We start from the raw sequence: 11,737 nt of genomic DNA on the forward strand, positions 1-11,737 counted from the left end.
GGTTACCCCCCCCCCCCCGTGCCCCCCCCCCCCCCCGCTCTCGGGGGGGTCTGCCCGCCCCCGGCCCCCCCCCCCCCCCCCCGGCCGCGGGGGGGGCGCCCAGGACCGGTCCGCAAGCGGCGGATGGCGATGCCGGCGACAGCCAGCTCGTGGGCGGCCCGCGATGCCGGCGGCAGCGGCGAGGGATCGAAGCCGTCCAGCCTGCGCTCGGCTTCGTCGAGATGGCCGATCAGCAGCAAGCGCCGGACTTCGAGGTTGCGCGCATGTGCGGCATTGACGCGGTCGCCATGCCTTTCAAGCGTCGCCCGCGCGGCGTCGAGTGTCTTGGCCGGCCAGGCGAGGTCCCGCGAGACGAGCGCGATCTCGGCCTCGGCGACTATACACCTCGCGCGGGCCACGGCCTCCCTCGGGCTGAATGCGTGTGCCGCCCTTTTTAGAAGAACCTTCGCCCGAACCAGGTCGCCAAGCTGCGCCATTGCGATACCGCGCAACGCCAGTGCCGGCGCATCGTCGCGCAGCGCAACCCGCTTCAAGGCGCCGAGCGGATCGCCCGCCGCAAGCGCATGCGCCGCGGCCGTGATCAGCGAGTCCATCGGAATCCCGTCACACTTGTCACTCCCATGGCTTCGACATCCGGCGCTAAGTCCATCTCACCAACCAGTCGTATCGACAACGGCGACTGTAGCCAACCTGAGTTGCGGCGCGCCAACCTTGAGTCGCGGCTAGATTGTGCACTGGGCTCGAACGCAACGATAAGCATTAGGAGAGACGCAGTGAAGATCGAAGGTACAGCCATCCTGGTGACTGGCGCCAATCGGGGCATCGGTCGGGCACTGGTCGAGGAAGCCCTGAGCAGAGGCGTAAAGCGCGTCTATGCCGCAACTCGCCAATCCATGGCCCACCCGGACCGGCGTGTGACATCCCTGACCATGGATGTGACCGACGTTGCGCAGATCCGGGAGGCCGTCGAGAAGATCGATGCTCTCGATATCCTCATCAACAACGCCGGCGTATCGCCCTTCGATGACCTCAGCGACCGTCGTGTGCTCGAACAACAGCTCGCCGTAAACCTCTTCGGATCGTATGACGTTACCCAGGCTCTGCTGCCGTTGCTGGCCCGGTCGCGGGGAGCCATCGTCAACATTCTGTCGCTGGCCTCGATTGCCGCCGTGCCGTTCAGTCCGGCTTATTCGATCTCGAAGGCGGCCTCATTCTCGCTGTCGCAGTCGTTGCGCACCCTTTTGGCCGGACAGGGTGTCAGTGTCCACAGGGTCCTTCCCGGCCCCGTGGACACGGACATGACCCGGGGCCTGGACATAGCGAAGGCCTCTCCGGAGTCTGTTGCGCGGGCAATCCTGGACGGCGTGGAGAATGGCGAGGAGGAGATCTTCCCCGATCCCATGTCGGAATCCGTGGCGGAGGGCTGGCGCAGCAGCGCGGTCAAGGCGCTTGAACGCCAGTTTGCAGCCTATGCGGAAGCAAGCCCGGCAAGTGAAGCAAGCCCGTCAGGCAGTGGGCATGAAGGAAAGAGCGAAACGATTACCCGCGAGGCCCATCCGTGCTGCTCGGCCTGAAACTGCGAACGGTTGTGGAAGGGAGCGGCAGCATCGCCGCCCTCGACGCAGCCGGTCGCCTGTCGCCGACGACGGCGCCGACCTTCACGATCATGGCTCTGCCTGGCGAAGAATGCCTCGCTATGTCCGGAGCAAGTTAACCGATCAGTTGCGGTCGTCGGGGAAACTTGGAATAGGCATGAACTCGACGCCGTCTTCGGCCAGGCTCTTGGCCTCGTCCAGCGTCGCCTCGCCATAAATGCCGCGCGGATCGCTTTCGCCGAAATGGATCTTGCGCGCTTCCTCGGCAAATTTATCGCCAACATAATCGGCGTTCTCGCGCACCTTCTCGGCAAGCGCCTTGAGCTGCGCCAGCGCCTGCTTTTGTGCCTCGCCCATGGCCAGCGCGATCTTCTCCTGGCTGCGCCCGGTCGAGACGGCAGGCGCCATCAGCGCCTTCTCGACCTTGTGCGAGCCGCAGGCCGGGCAATCGATGAAACCGCGCCTCTTCTGTGTGTCGAAATCGTCGTTGCTGCGGAACCAGGCCTCGAATTCGTGCTCGTGTTCGCAGATCAGGGAAAAGCGGATCAAGAGGCGGCACCCCTGAGCGGCATTGCCTCCGCCGAACCGGCGTTTACGGCAAAATCGCGTGCGTTTTTGAGATTCGGTATCTTCTTGCGCGCGGCGACTGACTGCACCGGGTCGATCTCGGCGACGATCACCGCCGGCTCGTCATGCGCCGCCTCGGCGACGATGCGGCCCCAGGGATCGACGATCAGCGAATGGCCATAGGTTTCGCGGCCGTCCTCGTGCACGCCGCCTTGCGCCGCGGCAACCACATAGGCGCCGTTCTCGATGGCGCGCGCCCTGAGCAGCACATGCCAATGCGCTTCGCCGGTCTGGCGGGTGAAGGCGGCGGGCACCGAAAGCAGATTGGCGCCGGCCAGCGCCTCGGCACGGAACAGCTGCGGAAAGCGCAGATCGTAGCAGACGGCAAAGCCGAGCTTCACGCCATTGATTTCGGCGACGACGGCCTCGGTGCCAGGCTCATAGGCGGCGGATTCGCGCCAGCTCTCGCCATTGTCGAGATCGACGTCGAACATGTGGATCTTGTCGTAGGTGGCAATCGTGGCGCCGTCCGGCCCGAACAAAAGGGCGCGGTTGGCAAGCTTGCCGTCGGCGCGCAGAATGGCGGTCGAGCCGATATGCAGGAAGATGCCGAGCTCCTTGGCCAGCCTCCGCGACGTCGAGACGACGATGTCCTTGTCTTCGGAGGTGAAGGAAGCGGCCCGCGCTTGGCTGTCGCGGATCAGCGCGCCGGTCATTTCCGGCGTCTGGACATAGGACGCGCCAAGACCTGCCGCCTCGCGGACCAGCCGTTCCAGATCGACCGCATTGCGCTCCGGGCTGGTTCCCGAACGCATCTGGATCGCCGCTGCCTTGAAAGCACCCCCGGTCTTGAAAGCACCCATCGTCATGTCCTTATCTGGTCGAGCCGTTGGCGAGCAATCCGTCCAGCCGTCCTTCCGCTTCCAATTCGTGGAGATCGTCAGAGCCGCCGACATGCGTATCGCCGATGAATATCTGCGGAAAGGTGGAACGGCCATGGGCCCGGGAAATCATTTCCTGGCGCAGTTCCGGCGAGAAGGAGGCGTCGTGCTCGGTATAGGCGACGCCCTTCCTGTCGAGCAGCCGTTTGGCCGCGGTGCAATAGCCGCACATCATCCGCGTGTAGATCGTCACATCGACCATCGGTCAGCAATCCTGCCTCGTTCTGCTGTCATATAGGCTATATAGGCGCCGATTCGTCGGCCCGAAAGTCCCCCGGCAGCACGCGCGCGAAGGTCAGTACGTCGACCGCGCCGGCACCGCCCTTCTTCAATGCCCTGGCGACCGCGCGGACGGTGGCGCCGGTGGTGTAGACATCATCGATCAACAGCACCCGGCGGCCGGCGATTTCGATCTCCGCCTCATCCGGCACTTTGAATGCGGCGCGAACATTTTCCTCGCGTTCCCGCCGCTCCAGCCCGACTTGCTGGCGCGTGAGTTTGACGCGCTTGATGGCTGATGGCGCGAAAGGCCGCTCCCCGAGCTGCGCCACCGCCCGCGCCAGTTCCGCGGACTGGTTGAACTGCCGTCGGAAGAAACGCCGCCAGTGCAGCGGCACCGGCACGACCACGTCGGCCTCGGCGATGAGTTCGGCACCGGCGCGAAGCATCCAGCGCGCCATCCACGGCGCCAGATCGGTGCGGTCCTGGTATTTCAGCCCTTGCACCATCTGGCGGGCAACGCCGGAATAGGCAACCGCCGCCCGCGCGCGTTCGAACGGCGGCGGGTCGGCTATCGCCTCCGCCGACAGGAAACCCTCACCCATACTGTGGGTGAACGGCGTGCCCATCACCGGGCACCACGGCCGTTCCAGCAGCCTGAGTTTGGGCCAGCAGGCGCCGCACAACACGCCGGGCTGCGAGACATGGCGGCGGCAGCCGGCGCAGACCGGCGGGAACAAGAGGCGCGCCGGCCAGCCCAATGCCTTGCGGGCAATGCTCTTGATCGCAATACGCTTGATCTCTGGCATGGGATCGGCCACGTGGTTGGTCCTCCGCATCACTATATCAGAGAGCGAAGCACAAGGACCTGTCCATTGCAGCCTGTAATCGACACCTCGCTCTGGCTGGCGCGCAAGCGCCGGGCACTGACCCGTCCCATCGCCGGCGCAGATTTCCTCATGCGGCGGGCGGCCGAGGATCTTGCCGACCGGCTCGACGCCGTCGAACGTAGGTTCGGCAAGACGGCCTCATTGTTTTGCCAGACGCCGGCAGCAGCAGAGGTGCTCGCTGAAAGCGGCAAGGTGACGGAAAACGTGCGCGTCGAGGCCGACGCCGCTTTCCTGGCCGGCCAGCCAGGAGTAGTAGCGCCGTTGGAAACCGTGCCATTCGAACCGGAAAGCCTCGACCTCGCAGTCTCGCTGCTGTCGCTGCAGGCGATGAACGACATTCCCGGCATGCTGGTGCAGATCCGCCGGGCGCTGAAGCCGGACGGGCTTTTCCTCGGTGCCTTCGCCGGCACAGGCACGCTTTCCGAGCTGCGCGAAAGCCTGCTTGCCGCCGAGACCGAGCTCTATGGCGGCGCCAGCCCGCGTGTGATCCCGTTCACCGACGTCCGCGACGCCGGCGCGCTGCTGCAGCGCGCCGGCCTGGCACTGCCGGTGGCCGACGTCGAGACGATCACGGTGCGCTACGATTCGCTATTTGGCCTGGTCGCCGACCTGCGCGCCATGGGCGAGACCAGTGCGCTTGTCGACCGCAGCAGGCGGCCGGGCACGCGAGAGCTGTTCGCGCGCGCCGCCGAAATCTATGCGGAGCGGTTTTCGGATGCCGATGGCCGCGTCAGGGCGAGTTTCTCGGTGGTCTGGATGTCAGGCTGGGCGCCCGATGCCTCTCAGCAAAAGCCGCTGAAGCCGGGCTCGGCAAAAATATCGCTGAAGACAATCCTGGAAAACCCCGGCGGCCCCTGAGCGTATCCTTGCGCAAAAGCTAAGCGTATCCATCAAAGCTAAGCGGGTCACTGCGCAAAAGCGTTGGCAAGCCTGCTGCTGTTGTCGCTGAACAGCCACTGAATCGCATCGGCAGCCCGGCCGACACCAGCGACAATGGCAAGCGACAGCACGGCAACGATCAAACCATATTCGATAACTGTCGCGCCCCTCTCGTCTTCTAAAAATCGTTGCAGCAAGATTTTCATGGGCGCCCATCCCTCTTGCCCGAACCTAGCGCCGACCCGTTAAGAAAGGTTAACGCGACAGGCTTAACGCGCGGTGAACCAGCCGCATTCCAGGAAACATCCGAATCCTAGATATTTGTTGAGGAGTCAGCAGTCGCCGCTGCTTCTGCCATCGGCCCGTATAACGCAGACCGAACTGGGCAGCGGCTGCAGCACGCTCTTGCGTAGCGTATAGCTATCGCGCTGGCCGATCGAGCCGGTGCTCATCGTATCAAGCCCATCGCGGGCAAACTGCGAGCGGGTCCGGCTGTCGAGGTAGGGCGTCGCGATCAAGGCCAGAGCCACCGCGGCCGAGCCGAACAAGAGGGCGATGCGCAATATTCCCATGCCGGCATTGGCGGCGCCAGGAAGGCGGTCGGCCCAAGGCGAGTCCCAGTCCTTGTCGAGGCTCATGCACATCGCTCCCAGCGGTGGAATCGGCGTAACCGCTTTGCGTCAATTTTTCACGACCAGATAAATCTTTCATTAATGCTGCCGATATCGCGTTGAGGAGTTGCCCGGTTTACGGCAGGTCGGCCGTTAGAGCAGATCGATGAGGAACTGGATCAGCGGGGCATCGGCCGGCGGCATTGGAAAATCGCGCATCTGGCGCGGCCGTACCCATTTCAGCACCTGGCCTTCCTTCGGCTGGGCAATGCCGCGGAAGCGACGGCAGACGAACAGCGGCATCAGGAGGTGAAAATCGTCGTAGGAATGGCTGGCGAAGGTGAGCGGCGCCAGGCAAGGGATATCGGTCTCGATGCCGATCTCCTCGTACAATTCGCGGATCAGGCATTGTTCCGGCGTCTCGCCGGGCTCGACCTTGCCGCCCGGAAACTCCCACAGGCCGGCGAGTTGCTTACCTTCGGGCCGCTGCGCCAAGAGGACGCGCCCGTCGGCATCGACCAGCGCGCAGGCGGCGACCAGGAGCAGGCGTTTGCCGACCGTATCCAAGCCGCTCATGCGCCTTGTGGCCGGCGATAGTGATAGCGATAGACTTCGTCGAATCCGAGCGAACGGTAGAGCGCCAGCGCCGGCGCGTTGTCCGCCTCGACCTGCAGCCAGGCTTCCCGCGCCCCGCGCAGCCGCGCCCATTTCAGCGCCGACCGGATGAGATGGCGGCCATGGCCCTGGTTGCGCACCGATCTGTCGGTGGCAATCTCGAACAGGCCGGCAAGATCGCCGTCATGTACGCAGATCAACGTTGCCAGCGGCTCGCTGCCGGCCTCCAGCGCAAACAGTCCGGCCTCCGGCTGGATGGCGCCGATGATCTCCGACAGGCCCGGCCGCAGCGACACATCAGAACCGCTTACCTTGAGCGCCGCACCGATGAAACGGCTGATGTCCTTCAACGGAATCTGGTCCATGGCATCGTCGAGCGCGGCGTCGGGCAGCGGCAGCCGCATGACCAGCGACTCCGCGAACGTGCTCCAGCCTTCGCTGTCGAGGTACTTTGAAAGATCAGGCCCCGACAGCGGTGAGATGCGAAAGGTCAGCGGCCTGCCATAAGCGTCGAAGCGGCGGCTGGCGCGACCGATGCGCTCGGCAATGTGCTGGATGTCGCCCGGATCGAGCGGATTGACCGAGTTCAGCCGCTTGGCCGGGTGGCCGGCCGTCAGCCGAACCACCCAGGTGCCGTCATAATGGACGGCGGCCGCCGGCCAGGCGCGAAAGCCGGCCGCCTCATAGCGGCGCACGATCGCCAACACGCTTGCCGGATGTCTGGAAGCCAACGCCATCAGCTCCGATAATCGCCGTTTATGGCGACATATTCCTTGGTGAGATCGCAGGTCCACACCGTCGCCTTGCCGCGGCCGATGCCGATATCGGCGCGGATGCGTATCTCGTCGCGCTTCATATACGCCGAAGTCGCCTCCTCGGAATAGGCGGCGTCGCGCTCGCCCTGATAGGCCAGGCGGTTGTCGCCGAACCAGATCGACAGAAGGTCGCGGTCGGCCGGCTCGCCGGCCTTGCCGACGGCCATGACGACGCGGCCCCAATTGGCGTCCTCGCCGGCGACCGCCGTCTTGACCAGCGGCGAATTGGCGATCGACAGCGCGATGCGCTTGGCCGAGCGGGCCGATTTGGCCCCGGTGACGGTGACCTCGACCTGCTTGCGGGCGCCCTCGCCGTCGCGCACCACCTGCAGTGCCAGCGATTTCAGCACCTTGCCTAGGGCACGGCGGAAGGCGCCGAGGCGCGCATCCTTGGGGTCGGAAATTGCTGGCGCGCCGCGCCTGGCGGCAGCACCCGTGGCGAACATCAGCAGCGTGTCGCTGGTCGAGGTGTCACTGTCGACGGTAACCGCGTTGAAGGTCTTGGCCGTGCCGCGCGACAAGAGATCCTGCAGCACGGGTGCTGCGATCGGCGCGTCGGTGGCGACGAAGGAAAGCATCGTCGCCATATCGGGCGCGATCATGCCGGCACCCTTGGCGATACCGTTGATGGTGACGTCGGCATCGCCGAGCTTGACCGTCACGGTCGCCAGTTTGGGATAGGTGTCGGTGGTCATGATCGCCTTAGCGGCTTCGGTCCACAATTCCGGCTTGCCGTCCTTGACCAGCCCGGCAAGCAGATGGCTGAACTTGCCGGCGTCGAGCGGTTCGCCGATCACGCCGGTCGAGGCCAGGAACACCTCGCCCGCTGTGCAGCCGGCCGCCTTCGCCGCCACCTCGCCCGTGAGTGCCGTCGAGGCGCGGCCCTTCTGACCGGTAAAGGCATTGGCATTGCCGGAATTGACCACCAGCACGCGTGCCTTGCCAGCCACGAGGTTCTGCCGGCAGAAATCGACCGGCGCCGACGGGCATTTCGACCTGGTGAACACGCCGCCGACGGTGGTGCCGGCGTCGAACACCATGGCCAGCAAGTCGGTGCGGTTCTTGTATTTTATGCCGGCCTCGGCGGTGGCGATGCGCACGCCCTCGATCACCGGCATCTTGGGATATTTCTTCGGCGCGAGCGGCGAAACCTGTGCGGACATGGAAGACCCCGGGCGGGAAAAATCGAGAAAGGAACGCCGGTTTGCCCGATAGCACGCGCCGGCGCAAGGCGTTTTCACAGCCGTTATGGATACCGGAAGCCTGACGCCGCCTCATGCGGCAAGCAGGCTGTTGCAAATTTGTTGGCGTCGCTGCGACCGGTAGCGCTATGATCCTGCCCCATGGGCAGGCTTGTGGTCTTGGCACTGGCGTTTCTGGGCTTTCTGCTGCTGCGCGCCGATGCGCAGACGGCGCGGCGCGTGGCGCTTGTGGTCGGCAACGGCAGCTACGCCGAAGCCGGCACGCTGGCCAATCCCGTCAACGATGCGCTCGACATCGCCGACAAGCTGCGCGCCATCGGTTTCGAGGTGATCGAAGGCAACGATCTCGGCAAGCGCGAGCTCGAACGCAAGATCGGCGAATTCTCAGATGCGCTGCAAGGTGCCGGTGCCGGGTTGTTCTACTATGCCGGCCACGGCCTGCAGGTCGACGGGCGCAACTTCATCGTGCCGGTCGACGCCCGGTTGGACATGCCGGTCAAGCTGCAACTCGAGGCGGTGCCGATCGACGAGGTTCTCGACATCATGGAGCAGCAGACCAAGGTCAGCCTGGTCTTCCTCGATGCCTGCCGCAACAACCCGTTTGCCCGAAGTCTCAGCCACAGCGCCACGACGCGCTCGGCGACGGCTCTCGCCGGCCTTGCCCAGTTCGAGTCGACACGCGGCTCCTTCATCGCCTTCTCGACGGCGCCCGGCGCTGTGGCAATAGACGGGACGGGGCGCAACTCGCCCTTCGCCGCGGCGCTTTTGCGGCACATGGCCGAGCCCGGACAAAGCATCAACGACATGATGATTGCGGTGCGCCGCGACGTCATTTCCGCAACGCGCGAGTCGCAGCGTCCCTGGGAGCAGGGGTCGCTGCTCGAGCGTTTCGAATTCGTTCCGGGCGGAGACACTGCCCAGCAACCGAAACCGGCCGTCAGCCCGGCTCCCGCGTCGCAGGTGGCTGCGCTCGGACGCTCCGTCGGCGACGAGGGTGCCATCGAAAAATTCTTGCGCGAAAACTATCTGGCGCCTGATGCCAGGAGCATGCGCGAAACCGTCAAGCGGCTCTACGGTTCGTCGGCCACCATCTACGGCACGCGTTACGACAGCGAGGCCATCGTCAAGGTCAAGACCAACTGGTTCGCGCAATGGGCGTCGTGGTCGTTCGGTCTCGAGCCCAGCAGCCTCGAGGTGACGCCGCACGGTAAGGATCGTGCCGACGTGGTTTTCGCCATGAGCTACGACTATGTGCCAAAAAACAAATCGGCGCAGCGCCTGACCGGCAAGGCGCGGGTGACGCTGGAACTCGTTCTGGCCGACGGCGAATGGCGCGTTGCATCGGAAACGTCGCAAGCGCTGGAATGAACATCACCGGACGGTCGGGTTGAGGAAGCCACGAAACATCCGCTGCACGCCAGGAATCAGTCCCCAGATCATGATCGAGACCATCAGCGGCGCAATGACCAGCGTGCGCTGCCAGATCTGCCATTCCTGCGTCAGCGGAAAAACCACGTACAGAATGGCAGTGATCAGCGGATAGACGCCGAGCAGCACCAGCAGGGGCGAGGCGCAGGCGCGAAAAGCGGGTCACGACGGCCGAAGTCATTGCTGCCTCTCCTTATCGTTACGGAACGTTTCGTTTCATATAAAACGGATCGTTCCGTTTCGTCAGGAGTTGTATATGATGGCTGCTGAAATCGCGGGCAAGGACAAAGAAATGGGCGAGACCACCAATCCTGGGCGCAGGTCAGCCGGCGCACGGCGCAGCCCCGAAAGCGCCGATGCCATTCTCGATGCCGCCGAGGCGGTGCTGGTCGAGACCGGCTATTCCGGCTTCTCGATCGAGGCCGTGGCGCGCCGCGCACGTGCCGGAAAACCGACGATCTATCGCTGGTGGCCAAGCAAGGCCGCCTTGCTGCTCGACGTTTACCAGCGGCAAAAGCGCGTCGACAATCCCGATACCGGGAACCTTGCGGAGGATCTTGTCGGCTTCCTGAAGAGCTTGTTCGCGCATTGGCGCGACACATCGTCGGGCAGCGTGTTCAGATCGCTGATCGCCGAGGCGCAGTCGGACGAAAAAGCCGCCGCCGCCCTTGCCGAATACGCGAGAGGGCGTCGCATCCACACCGGCCAGATGGTCGAACGCGCCAAGGCAAGGGGAGAGGTGGTAGCCGGTGTCGATGCCACTGTCGTCGCCGACTTGATTGCCTCGTTTGCCTGGGCGCACCTTCTGACAGACCGCCTGGACGAGGACGAGGCGATCTTACGCAGGGCGGTCGGCTATGTCTTGAAAGGCATCGTCGCTGACGATGCCGGCGACGCCACGGCGATCCGGCGGCGGCGTCGACGCATCCTCGCTCGCCCTACCAAATAGAAGCGACAGGGCGGCAGCGCGCCCTGTCGTTGCCCAATCTGGCTTATTTGGCGCTTTCCAGCGCGTCGACCGTCTTCTTCAGGTTCGCATCGGGGATGTCGACCTTGGCGTTGGCACGCAGCGACTTGACCAGCGCGAAATACTTGTCGCGGATGACCGCCTGGCGCGCCTGGTCCTTGACCTGGTCGAACGCCGGCGGCTGCTTGGTGCGCTTGTCCTCAACCTTGATGACATGCCAGCCGAACTGCGACTGCACCGGCTGCTCGGTGTATTTGCCGACCGCCAGCGCAAACGCCGCCTTGTCGAACTCCGGCACCATCTGGCCAGGTCCGAACCAGCCGAGATCGCCGCCGCTGGTCTTGCCGCTCGGATCGCTGGTGTGCTCGTTGGCGAGTTTCTGGAAGTCGGCGCCGCCGTCGAGCTGCTTGATGATGGCGTCGGCCTCTTCCTTCGTCTTCACGAGGATGTGACGGGCGTGCACCTCGTTGGTGGGCGGCGTGTTGGCGATTTCCTGGTCGTAGCGGGCGCGGACCTCGGCATCGGTAACCTTGTCGATGACGCCCTTCTCGACCATTTCGCCATGCAGCGCGCGCTGCTGCAGGAAGGCCATGCGGCGCTGGAAGTCGGGATCCTTGTCGAGGCCGGTGGTCACCGCCTGAGCCGCCATGACGCGGATTTCGATCGCCGCCGACAGTGCCGCGGCGCGACGCTGCTCGGGCGGAAGCTGCGCGAACTGCTGCGACAGTTCGCCCTCGGCAAGCCCAAGGTCTGCCTCGGTCAGCGTCTGGCCGTTGATGGTGGCGACCACGGCGTTCGGATCGACCGGCTTGGCCGCCGGGGCGGGTGCTGCCGGCTGGGCAGGGGCGGCTTCCTGTGCCATCAGCGGCGACAGCGAGAGGGCCGACAGGCCGAATGCCAGACCGAGGCTGGCGAGCGACGCACGGCGGAACAACAAGGACATTACGATTATCTCCAAAGCGGGGTAGCTAGAGCGGAATGGCTTCCAGACCAGCAGGATTGTGGCGG

Annotated in this window: 15 protein-coding genes and 1 pseudogene; 4 read left to right on the forward strand and 12 right to left on the reverse strand. The window is 64.8% G+C overall.

Going from position 1 to position 11,737, the window contains the following annotated elements:
- Nucleotides 1–95: 95 nt before the first annotated feature.
- Nucleotides 96–593: pseudogene (locus NKI79_RS25485) on the reverse strand (helix-turn-helix domain-containing protein); the annotation flags it as partial.
- A gap of 180 nt (nt 594–773) precedes the next feature.
- On the opposite strand from NKI79_RS25485, the gene NKI79_RS25490 reads away from it, so the two are divergent.
- The gene (locus NKI79_RS25490) at nt 774–1,574 is read left to right on the forward strand and encodes an SDR family NAD(P)-dependent oxidoreductase (RefSeq protein WP_352805483.1); all 801 of its coding nucleotides are present in this window, start codon (nt 774–776) and stop codon (nt 1,572–1,574) included.
- A 144-nt stretch (nt 1,575–1,718) separates the two neighbouring features.
- Here the strand turns inward: NKI79_RS25490 and NKI79_RS25495 are convergent, their stop codons facing one another.
- Genes NKI79_RS25495 through NKI79_RS25510 form a run of 4 tightly spaced genes read right to left on the reverse strand, consistent with a single transcriptional unit; the run spans nt 1,719 to nt 4,143 of the window.
- Nucleotides 1,719–2,144, reverse strand: coding sequence for a DUF1178 family protein (locus NKI79_RS25495; protein ID WP_352805486.1), 426 nt, complete (start codon nt 2,142–2,144; stop codon nt 1,719–1,721).
- On the reverse strand, nt 2,141–3,025 hold the full coding sequence (locus tag NKI79_RS25500; protein ID WP_352649345.1) for a carbon-nitrogen hydrolase family protein: 885 nt from the start codon (nt 3,023–3,025) through the stop codon (nt 2,141–2,143). Before NKI79_RS25500 ends, NKI79_RS25495 begins: the two co-directional genes overlap by 4 nt.
- A 10-nt stretch (nt 3,026–3,035) precedes the next feature.
- Nucleotides 3,036–3,305 (reverse strand): glutaredoxin 3, encoded by a 270-nt coding sequence (gene grxC, locus NKI79_RS25505; RefSeq protein WP_254816699.1) that lies wholly within the window; start codon nt 3,303–3,305, stop codon nt 3,036–3,038.
- A gap of 37 nt (nt 3,306–3,342) precedes the next feature.
- Nucleotides 3,343–4,143: a ComF family protein gene (locus tag NKI79_RS25510; RefSeq protein ID WP_352805489.1), complete on the reverse strand. Its 801-nt coding sequence runs from the start codon at nt 4,141–4,143 to the stop codon at nt 3,343–3,345.
- Between the two features lie 54 nt (nt 4,144–4,197).
- Between NKI79_RS25510 and NKI79_RS25515 the strand changes: the two genes are divergently transcribed.
- A complete protein-coding gene (locus NKI79_RS25515; RefSeq protein WP_352805492.1) occupies nt 4,198–5,070 on the forward strand; it encodes a methyltransferase domain-containing protein in 873 nt (290 codons plus the stop codon).
- A 47-nt stretch (nt 5,071–5,117) separates the two neighbouring features.
- On the opposite strand, the gene NKI79_RS25520 is transcribed toward NKI79_RS25515, so the two are convergent.
- From NKI79_RS25520 to argJ, 5 genes are all read right to left on the reverse strand, one after another.
- On the reverse strand, nt 5,118–5,297 hold the full coding sequence (locus NKI79_RS25520; RefSeq protein WP_352476309.1) for a Flp family type IVb pilin: 180 nt from the start codon (nt 5,295–5,297) through the stop codon (nt 5,118–5,120).
- 126 nt (nt 5,298–5,423) lie between these two features.
- Nucleotides 5,424–5,729, reverse strand: a complete 306-nt coding sequence (locus NKI79_RS25525) for a hypothetical protein (protein ID WP_254816695.1) — start codon at nt 5,727–5,729, stop codon at nt 5,424–5,426.
- Nucleotides 5,730–5,855: 126 nt separating this feature from the next.
- A complete protein-coding gene (locus NKI79_RS25530; RefSeq protein ID WP_352491816.1) occupies nt 5,856–6,278 on the reverse strand; it encodes a (deoxy)nucleoside triphosphate pyrophosphohydrolase in 423 nt (140 codons plus the stop codon).
- Nucleotides 6,275–7,054, reverse strand: a complete 780-nt coding sequence (locus NKI79_RS25535; protein WP_352805496.1) for a GNAT family N-acetyltransferase — start codon at nt 7,052–7,054, stop codon at nt 6,275–6,277. Before NKI79_RS25535 ends, NKI79_RS25530 begins: the two co-directional genes overlap by 4 nt.
- Nucleotides 7,054–8,295, reverse strand: coding sequence for a bifunctional glutamate N-acetyltransferase/amino-acid acetyltransferase ArgJ (gene argJ, locus NKI79_RS25540; protein ID WP_352805497.1), 1,242 nt, complete (start codon nt 8,293–8,295; stop codon nt 7,054–7,056). The genes NKI79_RS25535 and argJ overlap by 1 nt, the downstream gene beginning before the upstream one ends.
- Before the next feature lie 180 nt (nt 8,296–8,475).
- Here argJ and NKI79_RS25545 point away from each other — a divergent pair, with 180 nt between their 5' ends.
- A complete protein-coding gene (locus NKI79_RS25545) occupies nt 8,476–9,702 on the forward strand; it encodes a caspase family protein (protein WP_352805499.1) in 1,227 nt (408 codons plus the stop codon).
- Between the two features lie 3 nt (nt 9,703–9,705).
- Here the strand turns inward: NKI79_RS25545 and NKI79_RS25550 are convergent, their stop codons facing one another.
- A complete protein-coding gene (locus tag NKI79_RS25550) occupies nt 9,706–9,891 on the reverse strand; it encodes a putative antibiotic biosynthesis monooxygenase (RefSeq protein ID WP_352805502.1) in 186 nt (61 codons plus the stop codon).
- Nucleotides 9,892–10,054: 163 nt separating this feature from the next.
- Here NKI79_RS25550 and NKI79_RS25555 point away from each other — a divergent pair, with 163 nt between their 5' ends.
- The gene (locus NKI79_RS25555) at nt 10,055–10,711 is read left to right on the forward strand and encodes a TetR/AcrR family transcriptional regulator (RefSeq protein ID WP_352805605.1); all 657 of its coding nucleotides are present in this window, start codon (nt 10,055–10,057) and stop codon (nt 10,709–10,711) included.
- Between the two features lie 43 nt (nt 10,712–10,754).
- On the opposite strand, the gene NKI79_RS25560 is transcribed toward NKI79_RS25555, so the two are convergent.
- Nucleotides 10,755–11,672, reverse strand: coding sequence for a peptidylprolyl isomerase (locus NKI79_RS25560; protein ID WP_352476303.1), 918 nt, complete (start codon nt 11,670–11,672; stop codon nt 10,755–10,757).
- Nucleotides 11,673–11,737: the final 65 nt, after the last annotated feature.

It is taken from the genome of Mesorhizobium sp. M0340 (assembly GCF_040321535.1).
GTDB lineage: Bacteria > Pseudomonadota > Alphaproteobacteria > Rhizobiales > Rhizobiaceae > Mesorhizobium.